Source organism: Curtobacterium oceanosedimentum (genome assembly GCF_040545555.1).
GTDB lineage: Bacteria > Actinomycetota > Actinomycetes > Actinomycetales > Microbacteriaceae > Curtobacterium.
The window spans coordinates 16,575-34,861 of sequence record NZ_JBEPMD010000012.1 but is presented as its reverse complement, the minus strand read 5'-3'; the positions used below and the strand labels follow the sequence as shown (position 1 = coordinate 34,861).

Sequence of the window (18,287 nt, the reverse complement as noted above, 5' to 3'; positions counted from 1 at the left end):
ACCGAGCCTCCCGTCCGCCCCGTGGCCACCCGACCGACCGTGGCCGGTCAGGGCGTGCCGCGTCGCGCCTCCTGCGCCACCACCTCGTCGAGGTCAGCCAGCTTCCGCATCTGCTGCAGCGGTCGCGCCATCCGGTTGTTGTCCCGCAGCGCGGGCTCCGTGCGCGACAGGAAGGCCCAGTAGCCCGCCGTGAAGGGGCAGGCGTCCTCGCCGAGCCGCTTCGTCGGGTCGTAGCGGCACCCGCCGCAGTGGTCGGACATCCGGTCGATGTACCGCCCGCCGGACGCGTACGGCTTCGTCGCGACCATGCCGCCGTCGGCGTGCTGCGACATCCCGATGATGTTCGCCGGCATCACCCAGTCGGTGCCGTCGACGAACACGTCGGTGAACCACTCGGTCAGGTGCACCGGGTCGTACCCGCGCTGCAGCGCCCAGTTGCCGAGCACCATGAGTCGCTGGATGTGGTGCAGCCAGCCGTGGTCGTGCAGCCCCTCGATCGCGGTGGACAGGCAGACCGCGTCGATCTCCGACGCGTCGAGCTCCTGCCACCAGCGGGGGAGCCGCTCGTGTGCGCCGAGGGCGTTCTCCTCGGCGCCGTAGTCGTCGCCGAACCACCAGTAGAGGTGCCAGACGTAGTCGCGCCAGCCGGCGACCTGGCGGACGAAGCCCTCGACGCTTGCGAGCGGGGCGTCGTGGTCACGGTGCGCGGTGAGGGCCGCCTCGACGACCTCGAACGGGTCGAGCACGCCGAGGTTCATCGGCACGCTGAGCAGCGAGTGCGCCATCGTCCAGTCGTTCGTCAGCGTGGCGTCCTCGAACGGCCCGAAGTCCCCGAGCCGGACCTGCACGAAGTCGTCGAGGGACTGCCGGGCCTCGTCGGCGGTGACGGCGAAGCGGCGGGTGTCGTCCCTGCCGACGAAGCGGACGTCGCCGTCGCGTTCCCAGCGGTCGAGGTCGTGGCGGACCTCGTCGTCGATGTCGTCCTCGGTCGGCCACCAGGGGTCCGGCAGCCCGAGCGTCGTCGCACCCCTGGGTGGGGGTTCGCGGTTCTGGTCGTCGAGGCTGAACTTCCCGCCGACGGGCTCGTCCGAGTGCATCAGCCAGCCCTCGCGGCGGCGGACCCGTTCGTAGTGGGTCTCCATGCGGAAGCGCCCGGTGCGCTCGGCGGCCCACTCGGCGAACTCGGCCTCGTCGGTGATGAACCCGCGGCTCGGCAGGACCTCGGTGCCGCGGCCCCAGTGCCGGACCTGCGCGCGGAGGGTGCGCGACGGCGGGTCGACCACGTCGAGGTCGTCGCGTCCGACCAGGGCGTCCTTCAAGGTCTCGACCTGCACGTGCTCGGCCCGGTCGCCGAGCTCGCGCACGCGGTGCCGGAGGGCGCTCAGCCAGAGGTGCGCCTTCGCGCGGTGCACCGGTCGGGCGGTGAAGAACTCGCGGGCCTCGACCACGAGCGCGGGGCCGCCGTCGTCGAACAGCGGTCCGTACTGTCCGGGGAGGACGAGTCTGGTGCGGTCGGGTGCCATGCCCGGACGGTACCGACGGCGTGTGACGACGGGCTGACGGGACTTGTGCCCCGGTCGTGGTCGGGGCCGCCGACGAGCAGTGTCGTCGACGGCCCCGGTGCCGCTGGACAGCCGCGTCAGTTGTACGACGCGAGCCGGTTCGGCGCCGTGTTGCCCGCCGGCGTCGGCACCGCCCCGCCGACCCCGTTGATGACGCTCGAGATCTTGCCCGTGTCCCCGAGCGACACCGTCACGAGCCCGTGCGCCCGGATGCCCGAGCCGGTCGGGGTCTTGAACGCCCGGTCGGCGTGGACGGCCGGGTTCGTGTTGAAGAAGCAGTACACGCCACCGCCCCAGATCTCGTGGTTCGTCACCCCCGACGCGACCTTGTACGCCGCGTAGCCGGCCCCGGTCGGGCTCTGCCACGAGGCGTTGTCCGGCACGTCGTACGGCATCTCGTTCTGGAAGAAGATCGTCCGACCCCGGTTGCCGTTCCACAGCACCTCGTACTGCTGGTAGTGCTCGACGAACAGCCCCGTGGCGAGCACGTCGTCCCCGTTCACCTCGACGCCCCGGGCGCCGGTGTTGACGTTCCACCCCGTCGCTGCTCCGCCGTGGTCGGCTCGCCACGCCCAGATGTGGTCGACCAGCGTGTCGTCCGCGTTGACCTGCAGCGTCGTCGACGCCTTGCCCTGGATGCTCGACCCGACGCGGAAGAACACGTCCTGGATGCTCTGCGGGTCGGCCGCGTGGTCGGCGTGCGAGCCGCTGGTGCCGAGTCGGACGAGCTGCGCGCTGTTCTGGGTCCCCGCGTCCACGACCAGGTTCGACACGTTCACCCCGGAGACGCCGGCGGTGGTGAGCACCGCGTTGCCGGCGGTCGGCACGAGCGTCGGGAAGCCGATGCCCGTGACGACGGTGTCCGGACGCGTGACGTTCAGCGCGGCGTTCAGCTGGTACGTGCCCGGTGTGAAGAACAGGTTGAGCCCCTGCGCGAGCGCGCTGTTGATCGTGGCCGCGCTGTCACCGGGGTGCGCGACGTAGAAGTTGCGCATCGGGATGTCGGTCCCCGGCGTGTTCGGCCAGGTCACCCCGGTGGAGTTCGTCCGCAGCGACGGCACGAACACGTGGTACCTGTTCGACGAGTCGACGTACAGGTACGGCTTCTCCCGCGTCACCGGGGTGGTCGACAGCGTCGTGAAGCTCTTCGAGAAGTCGTTCGCCGGCGCGCCCTGCACGCCCGAGAACACCATGTTCCAGTTGCCGCCCTGCCAGCTGCCGAGCGTCGAGTTCCGTGTGTACCACTGCTGCTGCGACCCGCTCGTGACCGTGCCGTCGACCTTCGAGTCGGCGATGTAGCCGCCGGACGAGTACCCCTGCCCGCCGTCCTGGTTCGACGGCCCCATCGTCAGGTTCCCCTTGACGTGGACTCGCCGCATCGGTGCGGCCTGCGACACCGCCCACCGGTCGGTCCCGCCCTCGGGCACCACCGACAGGTTCTCCGCCGACCGCCAGAAGTTCTGCGTCGCGTTCTTCTCGTCGCCGGCGTTCCAGCCGGAGTCGACGTTGAGCGCGCCGGAGATCGTCACGTCGTCGGGGTTCTTCCCGAGACCGGCCACCGAGGTGTAGAAGCCGAGGTTCGCCCAGACCCGACCGTAGTTGCCCGGCTTGAACAGGAAGGCGTACCGCTGCGAGCCGAACTGCGCGCTGGTGCTGCGGAGCTGCGAGGTGAACGCTGCGTCGACGTCGGCCTGGATCGTCGACGTCGGGGTGGACGGGTCGTAGACCTTGACGTTGCTCCCGAAGTCCGGGGTGTCGCTGGTCGGGACGGCTGCCTGTGCCTGCAGGGCAGGGGTCAGGGCGCCGACCAGGCCGACCGCCGTGATCGTCGCGAGGAGCGTGCTCATCCGTCGTTGCATGATGCTCGATTCGTCGTCGGGCGGCCCCGTTGCCGCCCGCAACAGACGGTAGACCCGCCCGGGTGCCGCGGCAGTCGGTGCTGCGGCGGACAAGTGCGTACCCCGTTCGGGGGCCGGTCGGGAGGCCCGGACCGCGCCCGCCCCGCAGCTCCCGGTCCGGCGGTCGGTACGCTGCGCGCATGTGGCCGACCGAGCAGGACTGGCGTGCGTCCGTCCCGCGCCTGCTCGCCCGCGCGGTCGAGCGCTGGGGCCTGCGCCCCGGCGAGCCGTACGCCGGCGGCAGCGTCTCGCACGTCGTGCCCGTGCGACTGCCCGACGGTGGCGATGCCGTCCTCAAGCTGTCCCTCCCGCACCGCGAAGCCGAGCACGAGGCCGCAGCGCTCGCGTGGTGGGACGGCGCCGGTGCGGTCCGCCTGCTCGCCGTCGACCCCTTCGTGCTCCTGCTCGAGCACTGCGACCCCGGCACCCGACTCGTGGAGCGCGACGACCTGCCGGCCGCGGACCGCCTCCTCACCCGGCTCTGGGCGACCGGGGTCCCGGACGACCACCCGTTCGAGTGCGTCGCCGACGTCGCCGCGGAGTGGGCGGCGCTCGCGGATGCCCGGATGCGCGAGCTCGCGCCACCGTTCGACCCCGGGCTCGTGCGCCGCGGCACCGACCTGCTCCGCACCCTTCCCCGCAGTGCCGCACGGTCGGTGGTCGTGCACGGCGACGCGAACCCGGGCAACGTCCTCGCGGCCCGGCGGGAGCCGTGGCTCGTCATCGACCCGAAGCCGATGGTCGGCGATCCTGCCTACGACCTGTGCCCGTTGCTCGTGCAGGTCGACGACCCCTTCCGCGCGGACGACCCCCTGCGTGCTGTCCGACACCGGGTCGCCGTGCTCGCGGACGCGACCGGTGAGCCCGAGGACCGGATCGCCGCCTGGTGCACGGCGCGGCTGGTCGAATCGGCGCTGTGGTCCGTCAGTCGCGGTGCGCTCGACGACGGCCGGGAGGCGATGCGGCTCGCGGCGGTGACGGACCGGCTCGCTATCTGACCGGCACGGGGATCAACGTCGCTCGAGTCCGGCGACGTAGGCCGTGAGTACCGCGGTGGGGTCGACCGCGGCGACCGTGCCGACGCGGTAGAGCAGCAGGGCGTCGACGACCCCCACGAGGTCTCGTGCAGTCGCATCCGGATCGACGACGCCGATGCCGTCGAGCAGGGACCGAGCTGCACGGACGAGCTCGTCGCGCACCGGGTCGGCCCCGGTCAGGGGAGCGCGGAGCTCGGTGTCGTCCCGCAGCTCGACGAGGAGTGCCAGCCGCGCGGCCTGTGCGTCGCTGCGGGCGGCCAGGGCGTCGAGGAACCCCGTCGCCACGGCAACGACCGCGGCGTCGTCCGGGTCGTCCGGCAGTCGGAGCCCGGCGACGTCCGCCGCCAGCTGCTCGGTGATCCGTGCCGCGACCAGTGCGAGCAGGGCGCGGCGTGTGGACGCGTAGTACGTCGTCGACCCGGGTGGGACGCCTGCCTCGGTGTCGACACCACGGTGCGTGAGCGACCGCGCGCCCCCGCGCGCAACGAGGCGGACGGCTGCGTCGGCGAGGTCCTCGCGTCGTCCCATGGCTTCCCCTCCCAGCTCGGACATCGTACTGTTCTCTACATCTGTAGAGGAACGATCGGGAGGGTGTCGTGCGCGCAGTCGTCATCGGCGGGGGAACATCGGGTCGAGCGATCGGGGCGGCGATCGCAGCGCGCGGGTGGGTGGTGCAGTTGTCGTCCCGGAGGACCGGCCTCGACGTCCTGCGAGACGACGTCGTGGCTGCGCTGACCGGCGCCGACGTCGTGGTCGAGGCCACGGGTCGCTTCACGACGAGCCGTCGACGTGCCACGGACTTCTTCGTCCGGTCGACCACCGCGATCGGGTCCGCTGCAGCGGTGGTCGGCGCGCGGCACGTCCTGCTGTCCATCGTCGGGTGCGAGCGGCCCGAAGTGCAGGGGTACGGCTACTTCGCCGGCAAGGCCGCGCAGGAGCGCGCCGCGCTGACGACGGGTACCCCGCTGACCGTGGTCCGCTCGACGCAGTGGCACGAGTTCGCGGAGCAGAACGCCGAGCGCTTCCGGATCGGACGGCTCGCACTCGTGCCGGAGATGTCGATCGCCCCCGTGGCGCTGACCGCGGTGGCCGCCGTCGTGGCGGACGTCGTCTCGGGTGACCGCGCCGAGCGGCGGGTAGAGGTCGCCGGTCCGGAGCGCACGACCCTCCTCGAGATGACCAGGGCGTTGCCCGGTCCCGGGGTCCGCGCGCTGTCGCTCCGCCTCCCCGGGCGCTTCGGGCGCGCGTTCCGGGACGGTGCGCTCCTGCCCGGTGCGGCCACGGAGGTGGTCGGGCCGTCGTTCGACGAGTGGGTCGCCGATCGGTCTCGCCGCTGACACCGGTCGGCCGCGAGGCCGTGCTCGTCGGCCGACCGGCTCGGGGGCGAGCGCACCGTCCTCGCGGAGTGGCTCGACCGCGTGGTGGCGGAACGCGGGGGATCCGGATCCGACGCCGTCTGAGCCCCTGCCCGTCGTCGGACCGGGCCCGCGGCTCAGTCGGTCGCGCCCCTCGGCGGGTCCACGAGCAGGGCGACCCGGTCGCGGAGGTAGTCCTCGAGCGGCACGGCGGTCCCGGCGGTGGGGGACCAACGGACGACCGGTTCGCCGTCGACCACGGCGAGGACGCCGTCGGCGCCGACGAGCGAGTCGTCGAGCGGGACGGGTACCGCGCCGTGGTTGACCGTGTCGCCCGCGGCGAAGTGGCCCTTCGCCGCGGCGGCCCGGTACGCGCGACGCACCTCGGCGGAGACCGAGACGAACTGCTGACGACCCGGATCGGTCACCCGGGTGATCCGGCCGGTCGCCCAGACCCGACCCGCCGTCTCGGGGGAGGACCCGAGCAGCAGCGCACCGACGCGCCACACCCGTCCGAGGGAGCGGATCGTCGGCTCCCGCCGGATGCCGAGGACGGCGCGCGGCTCGACGTACTCGCCGAGGGCCTCGTCGCGGACGCCGGCTCCCCGGAGGCGGGCCGAGGCCTCGTCGAGGGCAGCGCGGGTGCGCTGCACCGCGTCCTGCACGACCCCGTCCGTCACGGTGCCCGAGCCTAGCCCGGCGCGTCACGCGGGGTCTCGCGGCCGGTGGAATGCGTCTGCTGCCCGTACGGTTGCACGGTCTCGGAACGAGGAGGGCCCATGGGCATCGTGCGGTGGTTGTTCGACGCGCAGCTCGTCATCGGTGACCAGACGGTGCTCTGGCGCGAGGTGATCGGCAACGTGTTCGGGTTGCTCAGCGCGCTCGGCGGGATGCGCCGCAAGGTCTGGGCCTGGCCGGTCGGGATCCTCGGGAACGCCCTGCTCTTCACGGTCTTCATGGGGGCGCTCTTCGACACCCCGAACCCGGTGAACCTGCTCGGCCAGGCCGGCCGACAGGTCATGTTCATCGCGGTCAGCGTCTACGGGTGGTATCGGTGGACGCACCGTGCGGACGAGGCGACGACCGTCGTGGAGCCGCGGTGGGCCTCCTGGTCGACCCGCGGTCTGCTGGTGCTGACGCTGGTGGGCGGCACCGCCGTGCTGACCCCGGTATTCCGCGCCCTCGGTTCGTACGAGCCGGTGTGGAGCGACGCATGGATCTTCGTCGGGTCCGTGCTGGCGACCTACGGCATGGCGAAGGGGTGGGTCGAGTTCTGGCTCGTCTGGGTCGCGGTCGACCTGGTCGGTGTGCCGCTGCTCTTCTCGGCCGGGTACTACGCGTCCGGTCTGATGTACGTGTTCTACGGAGTGTTCACCCTGACCGGGTTCTTCGTCTGGATGCAGCAGGGGCGGAAGCCCTCGGCTGCGCCGGTCACCGTCGGCTGACGCGCTCGACAGGTGTTGCCTGACCCCCGCACTGGGTGGGGACACCGTGGCACCGGTGCGATGGAATGTCGGGATGGCAGACATGCACGGCGGGCGCGTCGAGGACGACGCGTCATCGGCCGAGCGGATCGTGCGCGGCGCGATCCGGGCCTTCCGACTGCACCCGTTCCACGAGGTCGACGCCGGCACGGTCGCCGAGACGTGCGGCGTGGACCGCACCATCGTCGACCGGCTCTTCCCGACCTGGGACGGGCTGCTCCTGGTCGCGTACGACCGCTGGCTGCAGCTCCGCGGCTCCCGACGCTCGTCCGTGCCGCGGTGCACGATCGACCACGTGCGGATGACCCTCGCCGAGGACGTCGCCGACCCGGGCCTCGTCCGGCTGCTCGCCGGCGTGCTGCCCCTCGCCGCCTCGGAGCGTGACTTCGCCGGCTTCTTCCGCAAGCGGTTCGAGGAGTACGTCGAGGAGCTGACCGTCGGGCTGCAGCGTGACGTCGCCACCGGCGTCGAGACCATCGGCATCCCGGCGCACCAGGCGGCCACCCAGCTGCTCGCCGTCCACGAGGGGCTGCAGGTGCAGATGCTCGTCCGGCCGTACCTCGACGTGCTGGTCGAGTACGACCGCGCCGTGCGCACGCTCCGGCACGGGTGGCGTGAGCCCGAACCCGTGGCCTGGGACCTCGACGCGGCGCTCGTCCGCGGCTGAGCCCGCGGCGCTCGTCCGCAGCTGAGCCCGGTTCAGCGGGTCGCGCCCGCTTCAGCGGGTCCGGGGCCGGCCCTTCCGCCACCCGGCGATCTGCTTGAGGCTGACCTTCGACCCGTACTGCGCGACCGAGTGGCGGAACAGGTACTCGGCGAACGAGAGCAGCAGTGCGGCGACGGCGAACACCTCGACGATGCAGACGACCGACTCGACGACGGACAGCGACCCGACCGCGTTCCGGACCATCGCCGTGATCGGCGTGAAGGTCGGGAACCACGTGAAGAACGCCGCCACCGGTGACGAGGGCGTCGTCATCACGAAGAACGCCGCGTAGAGGGGGATGATCAGGGCGAAGATCGCGGCGGACTGCAGCGTCGAGGCGTCCTTGATCGAGGGCACGGCGGCACCCACGGCGACGAAGAGGCCGCAGGCGAGCAGCACCCCGCCGACGAGCAGCAGGGCCCCGACGACCATCCGCCACGGGTCCACCGTCAGACCGCCGAGCCGCGAGGCGACCAGGGGCAGTGCAGCCAGTGCCACCGCGAGTCCCGGCAGGACGACGACCCCGACCTGCACGAGCCCGACGAGCAGCATGGCGAGGACCTTGCCCCGGATCAGGTCGCCGGCCGTCACCGTGGTCAGGATCATCTCGGAGATGCGGTTCTCCTTCTCCTCGACCACCACCGTCACCATCCGGGTCGCGAGCAGGATCACGATCCCGAAGAACGCGAGCGGGAACAGCAGGGGCGGCACGATCGACAACCAGCCCGGCGCCACCCGGCCGTCCGCGTACGTGGTCAGGTCGGTGGACGGCGGTGCCCGGAGGAGCGCGACGGCTTCGTCGTCGCCCACCGAGTCCGCGACGCTCCGCTCGAGCACGCGTTCGGCGAGCGTCGAGTACCCGCCGTTCTCGAACAGTCCGCGGTCGGCGGCGTCCAGCCGGATCGACTGCGACGAGGGCTTCTCGGGGTACTCGACGAACAGTTCGAGCGTGCCCGCCCGGACTGCCGCCCGGTCGGCTGCCGGGTCGTCGGAGGGCGAGCCGCCCCACTCCGCGGCGATCCTGGCCGACACCAGACCGGAGTGGTCGACGTACCGGAACGGTGTCTTCGCCGCCGACGTGCTCGCCGAGATCGAGTCGGAGCCGGCCGCCTGTCCGATGCCGACGAGCACCGAGACCAGGACGACCACGATCGGCAGCGCGAGCGTGCCGATCCAGAACGCGGGCTTCTTGATCGCGCGCACGAACTCGAAGCGGACGACCGTCCCGAGCCGGCTCACGCGGCTGCCCCGCTCGCGGTGCCCGTGGTCGTCGTCGGGCCGTCCGCGGACCGGTCCTCACCGGCGTCGTGGCCGTAGACCTGGACGAAGATCTCGTCGAGCGGGATCCGTCGCATCTCGAACCCGGTGACGTGCACCCCGGCCGCGACGAGCGAGGCGAGGACGTCCGACCCGTCGACGGCCGCGTCCGCGGTGGGCACGAGGTGCGCGACGTGCCCCTCGTGCCGGGCCAGCTCGTACAGCGGGGAGCGGGGGACCGAGCCGGTGAGCTGCACCCGGGCGACGGCACCACCGAAGGCGTCCTGCACGTCGGGGATGCTGCCGTACGCGGCCGCCCGACCGTCCTTGAGCAGCAGGATCCGGTCGCAGAGCCGCTCGACCTCGTCCATGTGGTGCGTCACGAGGACCACGGTCGCGCCGTCCGCCTTCCGTTCGTCCACCAGGTCGAGCAGCAGCCGCCGGTTGACCGGGTCGAGGCCCTTCGTCGGTTCGTCGAGGATGAGCAGGCGCGGGCGGTCCATGATCGTGATCCCGAGCTGCACCTTCTGCTGCTGCCCGCCGGACAGCTTGTCGACCCGGAGCTTCGCGCGGTCCGCGAGCCCGACGCGCGCCAGGTACTCGGTGCTCCAGGCGGCGGCCTCCGAACGGCGCAACCCCCGCAGCGTGCCGAAGTAGGTCATGACGTCGAGCACGGACTCCTTGCGGTAGAGCCCGCGTTCCTCGGGCAGGTAGCCGATCCCTCCGGTCGCCGGACGGTAGGGCGCCCCGTCGATGTGCAGCGTGCCGGAGGTCGGCGTCGTGATGCCGAGGAGCGCCCGGATCGTGGTCGTCTTGCCGGAGCCGTTGCTGCCGAGCAGCCCGAACGTCTCGCCGGGGGCGACGTCGAACGACAGCCCGTCGACGACGTCCCGGTCGCCGAAGCGCATGACGAAGTCCCGCACGCTGATGGCCGCACCGCTCATGGTGCCGACCCTACCGACCGACACCGCGAGTTCAGCGCGCCCGTTCCTTCCCATAACGCCTGCGATGGGAAGCGAGAACGGGCGTACCTGGTCGAACGGCTCGATCAGGTACGCCCGTTCCGGCCGGGTACGCCCGGTTCCGCCAGGCACGCGGGGTGACCCCCTGACGGACTGGAGGCGCGGTGCCTGCCCGCACCGCGCCTCCAGACCGCCGACTGGTCGCCTCAGGAACGCAACCAGGCGGTCCCCACACCCGACAGTGCGCCGTCTGCCACCGGCGCGGAGGCGAGCAGCAGCTCGCCGGCGGGGAGTGCGTAGGGCTCGTCGCCGAACACCGTGACGCTCGTCCACCCGTTCGGCCGGCGGAACGCGAGCACGTCGTCGCGGCCGGTCTCCAGCCACTCGAGGTGCTCCTCGGACTGCAGCTGGCCACGCAGGCCCAGGGCCTTCCGGTACAGGTTCAGCGTCGAGTCGGGGTCGGCGTCCTCCGCCTCGACCGAGACCCGCGCGAACCACGCCGGCTGCGGCAGGTGCGAGCCGCCCTCGCCGAAGCCGAACGACGACCCCTGCCGCGTCCACGGGATCGGGACGCGGCAGCCGTCACGGCCGACGTCGACGCCCGGGTTCCGGAAGAACGCCGGGTCCTGGCGGTCGGCGTCCGGGATGTCGCCCACCTCGTGCAGCCCGAGCTCCTCGCCCTGGTACAGGTAGGCCGAACCGGGCAGCGCGAGCTCGAGGAGCGTCGCCGCCTGGGCGCGTCGGAGGCCGAGCGAACGGTCGAGCGCCGCCTGGTCGCCTCCGGCGAGCAGCCACGCCGACCCCTGCTTCTGCTCGTCGCCGTCGCGGGCGGGGAGTGCGTAGCGGGTGGCGTGCCGGACGACGTCGTGGTTCGAGAACACCCACGTGGTCGACGACCCGGACTGCTCGGCGAGGCCGAGGTTGAACTCGATGATCGTGCGGAACTGCTGCGCGTCGAAGTCGGCCTCGAGCAGGTCGAAGTTGAACGCCTGCCCGAGCCCCTCGGCACTCGCGTACCGGGCGCGGCGGTCCGCGGCGACCCACGCCTCGGCGACCGCGGTGCGGGCCGGGGTGTACTCGTCGAAGACCTTCCGCCACTCGGCGTAGATCTCGTGCACGTCGTCGCGGTCCCAGAGGATGTGCGACCCGTCCTTCGGTGCCGCCAGGACCTCGGCCCAGGTGGGCAGCTCGCCCGCGGGCAGGTCCTTCGCCAGGCCGTGCGCGACGTCGATGCGGAAGCCGTCGACCCCGCGGTCCGACCAGAAGCGCAGCGTGTGCAGGAAGTCGTCGCGCACCTCGCGGTTCGCCCAGTTCAGGTCGGGCTGCTCCTTCGCGAAGTTGTGCAGGTACCACTGGCCGTCGCCCACGGCGGTCCACGCCGGGCCGCCGAAGATCGACACCCAGTCGGCCGGCGCCTCGGACCCGTCGGGACCGGTGCCGTCACGGAAGACGTAGCGGTCGCGAGCCGGGCTGCCCTTCGGCGACGCCAGGGCCTCGCGGAACCACTCGTGCCGGTCGCTCGTGTGGTTCGGCACGATGTCGACGATCACGCGGATGCCGGCGCCGTGCAGGGCCTCGACCATGTCGTCGAAGTCGGCGAGGGTGCCGAGGCGCGGGTCGACGTCGCGGTAGTCGTCGACGTCGTAGCCGCCGTCGGCCAGTGCGGACGGGTAGAACGGGCTGAGCCAGACGGCCTCGATCCCGAGCGAGGCGAGGTACGGCACGCGCGAGGTCACACCGCGCAGGTCACCGACCCCGTCGCCGTCCGCGTCGGCGAACGAGCGCGGGTAGACCTGGTAGACGCTCGCCTGGCGCCACCAGGTCTCGGCGTCGGTGGATGCTGCGGGCTGGACGAGCGTGTCGGTCACGTCGGGCCTTTCGTTGGTCGTGCGGGTGGTGGTGGTGGTGGTGGTGGTGGTCGTGTCGTCGGAGACCGAGGCCGCAGCCGCGGCCTCGGTCGCGGTCGTCACTTGATCGCGCCCTGGGTCACACCGGCCATCACCCATCGCTGGGTGACCAGGTAGACGAGGATCGCCGGTGCCATGGCCATCAGGTACGAGGCGAACGACACGTTGTAGTTGTTGCTGAACTGCGTCTGGAACATCTGCTGCAGCACCGGCAGGGTCTGCAGCGCCGGGTCGGAGGTGATCAGCGACGGCATCACGAAGTCGTTCCAGGATGCGAGGAACGCGAAGATGCCGACGGTGGCGCTCATCGGTGCGAGGAGCGGGAACACCAGACGCCAGAACACCTGCCCCGTGCTCGCGCCGTCGATGCGTGCACTCTCCTCCAGCTCCGCCGGGATCGAGCGCAGGAACGCGGTGAAGAGCAGCACGCTGAAGGACAGTTGGAACATGACGTGCAGGATCGCGACGCCGAACGGGTTGTCCAGTCCGGCGAGACCGGTGAGCTTCACCTGCGACAGCGCGAGCACCGGGAACGGCAGGAACATCGCGGCGAGCAGGTAGAAGAACGACCAGCGGAAGAACCGGCGCTCCCAGTTCCGGGCGATGGCGTACGCGGTGAAGGACGCGAGCAGGATCGTGCCGACGACGGTGATCGCCGCGATGAGCACGGAGACGCCGAACGCCCGCGGGAAGTCCGTCAGCTCCCAGGCCTGCACGAAGCCGTCGACGCTGAACGGCGCGGGCAGCGAGAACGCGTTGCCGTCCACGGCCTGCGACGTCGTCTTGAACGCCATCGTCACGGTGACGTACAGCGGGACGAGGACCGACAGCGTGCAGAGCGCGAGGACGATCGTGACCGGCCAGTTGAAGCGCTCGCCGCGGCGTCCGGCGGTGCGGTCGGCGTCGACGGACCGGATGCTGCCGGTGGCCGTCGTGCCCGGGCGGAGGGGTGCTTGCATGGTCATCAGAGCGCTGCCTTCCCGCGGGTCGCCCGCAGCTGGATCACGGCGATGACCACGGCGATCACGAAGAAGATCGTCGCGTTCGCCATCTGGTACGCGTAGTCGCCGCCGCTGAAGCCCTTGAAGATCGACATCGCGACCGACGTGGTCGAGGTGCCCGGGCCACCGTCGGTCAGGCCGACGATGATGTCGTACGAGTTCAGGAAGTTCTTGAACCCGATCACCAGGTTGATGAGGATGTAGCCCGCCGTCAGCGGTGCCGTGATCGAGACCAGCTGCCGCCACGCGCTGGCGCCGTCGAGCGCCGCCGCCTCGTAGACCTCGCCGGGGATCGACAGGACGCCGGCGATGTAGATGAGGAGCGTCGACGGGATCGCCTGCCACGCGGTCACGAGGACGATCGCGACCCACGCCAGGTCCGGGTTCGCCAGGATGCTCTGCTCGAGCGGGGCGAAGCCGAGCGCGGACGCGAGCGCCGGCAGGCTGTTCGCGAAGAGGAACGAGAACACGTAGGCGATGACGATGCCGGAGATCACCATCGGCAGCACGAAGACCGCACGCAGCGCGATCTTGCCGCGGATCTTCGACGTCAGCGCGATCGCGAGCAGGAACGCGACCGCGTTCACCAGGAGCACGGTGACGAGCGAGAAGCCGATGGTGAACAGGTACGCCTGCAGGATCGCGGGGTCGGAGAACACCGCGACGTAGTTCGTCAGGCCGGTGAACCGGAACTCGCCGAAGCCGACGGAGTTCGTGAAGCTCAGCACGATGCCCATCACCGCGGGGAGCGTGATGGCGAGCGTGAAGAGCACGAGCGTGGGGACGAGGAACACGAGGAAGAGCGGGTCGACGCGCTTCCCGCGTCCGCGGCTGCCGGCCTGGAGGCGCGGTGCGGCTCCGCCCCGGCGGCGGCGGTCCGCCGTCGTGATCGATTCGGTGGTCGTGGTGGCCAAGGTCGTCTCCTTACGCGGCCGACCGGAGCGCGAGCCGCGCCCAGTCGCCGTCGAGGGTGCGGAGTTGCGGTTCGGGCGCACCGCCGAAGGCGATGGACTGCAGGTAGTTCGCCACCGGGATCTCGGCGGGGATGAGCTGCGAGGCGCCCAGGTAGAACGCGGCGCGGTCGTACGAGTCCTGCATGCCGCTGAGCGCGGGGTTCGACACCGGCGGGGAGTCCTTGCGGACGCCGAAGCCGTTGTTGTCGGCGTTGTACTGGTCGCTGATCGCCGGGCTCATCAGGAAGGACAGGAACTCGCGGGCGGCCTCCTGCTTCCGGGACGCCTCCGGGATCCACAGCCCGAGGTCGACGTTGACGCGCACCTTGTTGTCGGCGGGGTCGTCGGTCGCGGGGAACGGGAACGTGCCGAGGTCCATGTCGGGGTTCGTCTTCGCGATCTCGCCGAGCGCCCACGGGCCCTGCAGGTACATCGCGGCCTTCCCCTGCGCGAACGCCAGGTTGCCGTCGCCGTAGCCCCGACTGGCCGCACCCTCCTGGTGCCACTGCAGCAGGTCCACCATGCGTCCGACCGGAGCGGCGAAGTCCTTCTCGAACGACACCTTCGACCCCCTGCCGACCGAGGTGCCCTCGCTGTCGAGTGCCGCGAAGGTCGCCGGCACGTCGAGCATGCCGCCGACCGAGTAGTCGAACATGCCCTGGGCGATGGTCCAGTTGTCCTTGTAGGTGCCGTACATCGGGGTGATCCCGGCCGTGACGAGTCGCTTGCACACGTCGGTGAACGCGCTCCAGGTCGTCGGCACCTCGAGGCCCTGCTGGGCGAACAGCTGCTTGTCGTAGATGACGGACGCGGCGGTGACCGAGTACGGCAGGACGCTCGTCCGACCCGGGTAGTCCGCGGTCTGCTGCATCAGCGGCCACAGGTCGGGGTTGATCGTGTCCTTCTCGGGCAGGTCGGACAGGTCGGTCAGGGCCCCGTGCTCGACGAACGACACCATCGCGTAGTTGTAGTTCAGGCACCCGAGGTCCGGCGGCCGGTTCCGGACGAAGTTCGCGGACATGTTCGACGTCGAGTCGCGGACCACGCGGATCTTCGACTGGCTGTCGTGGAACTTCGCGATGACGTCGTCGAAGTACCCGATGACCTCGGGCTTCGACACGTAGAAGGTGATGGTCTCGGGTCGGCTGCTCGATCCTCCGAGCGGGGCGCACCCGGCGAGTGCCAGGCCCGCGCCGATACCGCCCGCACCGAGCAGGAACCCGCGGCGGGTGACCCCGGCCGCGCTCCTGGTGGTGGCGTGTGCTTGCACGTCGTCTCCGTCCGTCCGGACCCGGCGTCCCTGCCGTTCCGGCTCGCGTGCCGGCGTCGGTGTCGGCTCGCGAGAGTAAATCTACTCAGAAAATCTAATCGCGCAAGCAACTCTTCGGGCGGTAGGGTCGGCGCATGCCGCAACGCCGTGTGACCCCCCGCGCCACCAGCGCCGAGACGGTCCTGGCGTACGCCCTCGACCCGCTGTCCGGGGCCTTCACGGCGACCGAGGCGATCGAGGCGACGGGGCTGACCCGGTCGACCGTGCTCGCCGCGTGTGCGGAACTCGTCCGGCTCGGCTGGCTCCGCGACCTCGACGACGCCCGCGCGGCGGGGGAGTACCGGAAGGGCCGACCCGCGCGACGCTACGAGCTCGACGCCGACGCCGGCGTCGTCGTCGGTGTCGACGCGGGACAGCACCGCGTCACGGCGCTCGTCGCGGACCTCCGCGGCACGGTGCTCGCCCGGACCGAGGGCGCGCTCGGGGAGTCGGGACTCGACGTGCCCGTCCGACTCCGGGTGACGACCGAGACGATCGCGGCAGCGCTCGCCGTGGCCGACGTCGACCCGGCTCGCGTGCTCGTGACGGTCGTGGGCATCCCGGCCCCCGTGGACTCGCTCGGCGCCTCACCCCGCGACGGCGGGTTCTGGGACAGCATGAACCCGGGCTTCGCCGACGTGGTGCCCCACGGTGTCGTGGTCGTGGAGAACGACGCGAACGCTGCGGCGCTGGCCGAGCGACCCTCCTCCGGTGACGCGTCCTTCGCCGCGCTGCTCTCCGGGGAACGCTTCGGCGCCGGCCTGGTCGTCGACGGCGCACTGCTCCGCGGTGCCCGGGGCGGTGCGGGTGAGCTCCGGGTGCTCGACCTGGTCGAGGGGGTGTCCTCGTCGAACGGCATCGGTCGCACCGCCCGCGAGCTCGTCCGCGAGGCCCGCGCCGAGGGGCTCGTCGGGCCGGCGTCCCTGCTCGGCGGGGCCGAGGAGCCCGGGGCCGAGGCGGTGTTCGCCGCCGCAGCGCTGCTCGACCCGGTCGCGCTCGAGGTCGTCGACCGGCTCGGCGACCGGCTCGCCCGGGTGTGCGTCCTGCTCGCGAGCCTGCTCGACATCGACCGCGTGGTCGTCGCCGGGGCGATCGCCGATGCAGCAGCGCCGGTGATCGAGCGTGCACGCGAGCGCCTGGCGACCGGGGAGTACGACCCGACGCCCGAGGTCGTGGCCTCCCGCCTCGGCGGCGACGTCGTCGTGCTCGGAGCCGTCGCGCGTGCGCTCGACCTCGTGCACGCCGACCCACTGGCGTTCCCGCTGCCGGCGGAGACCTCCGCCCTCGCGACCTGACCGCTGACGCCGCGGCGTGTTCCGCGCCAGAATGGGCACGTGACGAACCGGGCCGTCCTCGTCCCCGTGGTCCTCGGCGTGCTCGCGGTGGTGCTCACCGGATGCGTCGCCGTCGGCCCGCAGGAGGGCGTCCTCACGCTGACGGGCAGCGACGCGGTCCCGCTCCCGGCGTGCGACCACGCAGCGCCCGTGCCGGTCGCCGCGCTCGCGTCCGACGACCTGCCGGCGTGCGAGCCCGTCGGTCAGGTGCTCGTCTTCCCCGACGGCGGTCAGCTGCAGTTGCCGGAGGAGTCGATCGGCGTCGGTTCGCAGGCGGGCTCGTCGGACGTCCGGTACTCGTACAGCGGTGTCGGGCGGTTCGGCGTCGTCGCAGCGCAGGCCGGTCCGGGTTGCGTCGACGTGCACGAGTGGGGCACTCCGGAGGCGCTGCGCCGGGTCCACGACGCGTTCGGCTCGCGCTGGATGTGCGACTGAGCGGCTCGAGGACGCGGCCCGTCCTCAGCGGGGGAGTGACGCCAGGACATCGGCGGCACGAGCGGCCTGCTCGCTGCTGACGTCGAGGTGCGTCACGAGCCGGACGCTCCTCGGGCCGAGCTGCATCACCCGGACGCCCTGGTCCGCGGCCGCGGCCACGAACGCCGCCGGGTCGGACACCTCGGCGAAGACGATGTTCGTGTCGACCGTCGTCGGGTCGACGTCGAGCGCCGCCGCGAGCACCCGCGCGTTCGCGTGGTCCTCCGCGAGCCGGTCGACGTGGTGCCGGAGCGCGTACCGACCGGCAGCGGCCAGGAACCCGGTCTGCCGCATGCCCCCGCCGTAGCGCTTCCGCCAGATCCGGGCCGCGTCGACGTGCTCCCGGGAGCCGACGAGCACCGAGCCGACCGGTGCTCCGAGGCCCTTCGACAGGCAGACCGACACGGTGTCGAAGCCGGCGGCGAGCTCGCGGAGCGGGACCCCGGACGCGACGTGCGCGTTCCACAGCCGGGCGCCGTCGAGGTGCACCGCGATGCCGTGCTCCCACGCGAAGGCCTGCACGGCGCGGACCTCGTCGACGGGCTGCACGGTCCCGCCGCCGAAGTTGTGCGTGTTCTCGATCGCGATCGCCGTCGTCGACACGCTGTACGCGCCGGCGTTCGGCTCCGCCACCTCGGCGACCGCCGCCGCGACGAGTCGCCCGCGCTCCGAGGGCCACGTGCGCGTCGTGATGCCGGAGAACACGGCCGCGGCGCCGAGCTCGGCGCGGACGACGTGTGCCCGGACGTCCGCCAGGAGCTCCTCGCCCGGTGCGACGTGCAGCCGCAGGCCGAGCTGGTTCGCCATCGAGCCGGTCGGGGTGAACAGCCCGGCCTCGTGCCCGAGCAGGTCCGCGACCTCGCGCTCCAGGGCGTTCGTCTCCGGGTCCTCACCGAAGACGTCGTCACCGACCTCGGCCTCGGCCATCGCCCGGCGCATCGCGGGCGTGGGCCGGGTCACGGTGTCGGAGCGCAGGTCGATCGGAGCGTCGGTCACCAGGCAACGCTAACCCGCCGTCCAGACCCCGGATCACCACCGCGGCTACCGT

General features: G+C 71.9%; 17 protein-coding genes. 6 read left to right on the top strand and 11 right to left on the bottom strand.

All coding sequences use genetic code 11. The annotated features are described in order from the left end of the window. Positions 1–47 precede the first annotated feature (47 nt). Both ABIC52_RS12870 and ABIC52_RS12865 read right to left on the bottom strand, forming a co-directional pair. On the bottom strand, positions 48–1,523 hold the full coding sequence (locus ABIC52_RS12870; RefSeq protein ID WP_354027515.1) for a cryptochrome/photolyase family protein: 1,476 nt from the start codon (positions 1,521–1,523) through the stop codon (positions 48–50). 116 nt (positions 1,524–1,639) lie between these two features. Beyond that, positions 1,640–3,409 carry a pectate lyase-like domain-containing protein gene (locus tag ABIC52_RS12865; RefSeq protein ID WP_354027514.1) on the bottom strand — a complete coding sequence of 590 codons (1,770 nt, stop codon included), beginning with the start codon at positions 3,407–3,409 and terminating at the stop codon, positions 1,640–1,642. 191 nt (positions 3,410–3,600) lie between these two features. On the opposite strand from ABIC52_RS12865, the gene ABIC52_RS12860 reads away from it, so the two are divergent. Beyond that, complete coding sequence (locus ABIC52_RS12860) at positions 3,601–4,458, top strand: aminoglycoside phosphotransferase family protein (RefSeq protein WP_354027513.1); 858 nt, start codon at positions 3,601–3,603, stop codon at positions 4,456–4,458. A gap of 12 nt (positions 4,459–4,470) precedes the next feature. Here the strand turns inward: ABIC52_RS12860 and ABIC52_RS12855 are convergent, their stop codons facing one another. Beyond that, the gene (locus tag ABIC52_RS12855) at positions 4,471–5,025 is read right to left on the bottom strand and encodes a TetR/AcrR family transcriptional regulator (protein ID WP_209823892.1); all 555 of its coding nucleotides are present in this window, start codon (positions 5,023–5,025) and stop codon (positions 4,471–4,473) included. A gap of 68 nt (positions 5,026–5,093) precedes the next feature. Here ABIC52_RS12855 and ABIC52_RS12850 point away from each other — a divergent pair, with 68 nt between their 5' ends. Next, a complete protein-coding gene (locus ABIC52_RS12850) occupies positions 5,094–5,834 on the top strand; it encodes an SDR family oxidoreductase (RefSeq protein ID WP_354027512.1) in 741 nt (246 codons plus the stop codon). Between the two features lie 155 nt (positions 5,835–5,989). Here ABIC52_RS12850 and ABIC52_RS12845 read toward each other — a convergent pair whose 3' ends face one another. Further along, on the bottom strand, positions 5,990–6,532 hold the full coding sequence (locus ABIC52_RS12845) for a hypothetical protein (protein ID WP_354027511.1): 543 nt from the start codon (positions 6,530–6,532) through the stop codon (positions 5,990–5,992). 99 nt (positions 6,533–6,631) lie between these two features. Between ABIC52_RS12845 and pnuC the strand changes: the two genes are divergently transcribed. Both pnuC and ABIC52_RS12835 read left to right on the top strand, forming a co-directional pair. Further along, the gene (pnuC, locus tag ABIC52_RS12840) at positions 6,632–7,297 is read left to right on the top strand and encodes a nicotinamide riboside transporter PnuC (protein ID WP_354027510.1); all 666 of its coding nucleotides are present in this window, start codon (positions 6,632–6,634) and stop codon (positions 7,295–7,297) included. A gap of 73 nt (positions 7,298–7,370) precedes the next feature. Next, on the top strand, positions 7,371–8,003 hold the full coding sequence (locus ABIC52_RS12835) for a TetR/AcrR family transcriptional regulator (RefSeq protein ID WP_209823888.1): 633 nt from the start codon (positions 7,371–7,373) through the stop codon (positions 8,001–8,003). A 51-nt stretch (positions 8,004–8,054) separates the two neighbouring features. Here the strand turns inward: ABIC52_RS12835 and ABIC52_RS12830 are convergent, their stop codons facing one another. From ABIC52_RS12830 to ABIC52_RS12805, 6 genes are all read right to left on the bottom strand, one after another. Beyond that, positions 8,055–9,281 (bottom strand): ABC transporter permease, encoded by a 1,227-nt coding sequence (locus ABIC52_RS12830; RefSeq protein WP_354027509.1) that lies wholly within the window; start codon positions 9,279–9,281, stop codon positions 8,055–8,057. Further along, positions 9,278–10,243, bottom strand: coding sequence for an ABC transporter ATP-binding protein (locus tag ABIC52_RS12825; protein ID WP_209678815.1), 966 nt, complete (start codon positions 10,241–10,243; stop codon positions 9,278–9,280). The genes ABIC52_RS12830 and ABIC52_RS12825 overlap by 4 nt, the downstream gene beginning before the upstream one ends. Before the next feature lie 224 nt (positions 10,244–10,467). Beyond that, a complete protein-coding gene (locus ABIC52_RS12820) occupies positions 10,468–12,129 on the bottom strand; it encodes a glycoside hydrolase family 13 protein (RefSeq protein WP_354027542.1) in 1,662 nt (553 codons plus the stop codon). 98 nt (positions 12,130–12,227) lie between these two features. After that, a complete protein-coding gene (locus ABIC52_RS12815; protein WP_174234680.1) occupies positions 12,228–13,133 on the bottom strand; it encodes a carbohydrate ABC transporter permease in 906 nt (301 codons plus the stop codon). After that, the gene (locus ABIC52_RS12810; protein WP_238638070.1) at positions 13,133–14,083 is read right to left on the bottom strand and encodes a carbohydrate ABC transporter permease; all 951 of its coding nucleotides are present in this window, start codon (positions 14,081–14,083) and stop codon (positions 13,133–13,135) included. Before ABIC52_RS12810 ends, ABIC52_RS12815 begins: the two co-directional genes overlap by 1 nt. A gap of 10 nt (positions 14,084–14,093) precedes the next feature. Beyond that, the gene (locus ABIC52_RS12805; protein ID WP_126890544.1) at positions 14,094–15,392 is read right to left on the bottom strand and encodes an ABC transporter substrate-binding protein; all 1,299 of its coding nucleotides are present in this window, start codon (positions 15,390–15,392) and stop codon (positions 14,094–14,096) included. A 134-nt stretch (positions 15,393–15,526) separates the two neighbouring features. Here ABIC52_RS12805 and ABIC52_RS12800 point away from each other — a divergent pair, with 134 nt between their 5' ends. Beyond that, the gene (locus tag ABIC52_RS12800; RefSeq protein ID WP_209823887.1) at positions 15,527–16,726 is read left to right on the top strand and encodes an ROK family protein; all 1,200 of its coding nucleotides are present in this window, start codon (positions 15,527–15,529) and stop codon (positions 16,724–16,726) included. Positions 16,727–16,765: 39 nt separating this feature from the next. Then, positions 16,766–17,200, top strand: a complete 435-nt coding sequence (locus ABIC52_RS12795) for a hypothetical protein (protein ID WP_126890546.1) — start codon at positions 16,766–16,768, stop codon at positions 17,198–17,200. 24 nt (positions 17,201–17,224) lie between these two features. Here ABIC52_RS12795 and ABIC52_RS12790 read toward each other — a convergent pair whose 3' ends face one another. Then, the gene (locus tag ABIC52_RS12790) at positions 17,225–18,235 is read right to left on the bottom strand and encodes a threonine aldolase family protein (RefSeq protein WP_354027508.1); all 1,011 of its coding nucleotides are present in this window, start codon (positions 18,233–18,235) and stop codon (positions 17,225–17,227) included. Between the last annotated feature and the right edge of the window lie 52 nt (positions 18,236–18,287).

What these genes read in the sequence shown, in the direction of transcription:
- ABIC52_RS12870 (WP_354027515.1), bottom strand. Translation starts at nt 1,523, where the DNA reads ATGGCACCCGACCGCACCAGACTCGTCCTCCCCGGACAGTACGGACCG.
- ABIC52_RS12865 (WP_354027514.1), bottom strand. Translation starts at nt 3,409, where the DNA reads ATGAGCACGCTCCTCGCGACGATCACGGCGGTCGGCCTGGTCGGCGCC.
- ABIC52_RS12860 (WP_354027513.1), top strand. Translation starts at nt 3,601, where the DNA reads ATGTGGCCGACCGAGCAGGACTGGCGTGCGTCCGTCCCGCGCCTGCTC.
- ABIC52_RS12855 (WP_209823892.1), bottom strand. Translation starts at nt 5,025, where the DNA reads ATGGGACGACGCGAGGACCTCGCCGACGCAGCCGTCCGCCTCGTTGCG.
- pnuC (WP_354027510.1), top strand. Translation starts at nt 6,632, where the DNA reads ATGGGCATCGTGCGGTGGTTGTTCGACGCGCAGCTCGTCATCGGTGAC.
- ABIC52_RS12835 (WP_209823888.1), top strand. Translation starts at nt 7,371, where the DNA reads ATGGCAGACATGCACGGCGGGCGCGTCGAGGACGACGCGTCATCGGCC.
- ABIC52_RS12825 (WP_209678815.1), bottom strand. Translation starts at nt 10,243, where the DNA reads ATGAGCGGTGCGGCCATCAGCGTGCGGGACTTCGTCATGCGCTTCGGC.
- ABIC52_RS12815 (WP_174234680.1), bottom strand. Translation starts at nt 13,133, where the DNA reads ATGACCATGCAAGCACCCCTCCGCCCGGGCACGACGGCCACCGGCAGC.
- ABIC52_RS12800 (WP_209823887.1), top strand. Translation starts at nt 15,527, where the DNA reads ATGCCGCAACGCCGTGTGACCCCCCGCGCCACCAGCGCCGAGACGGTC.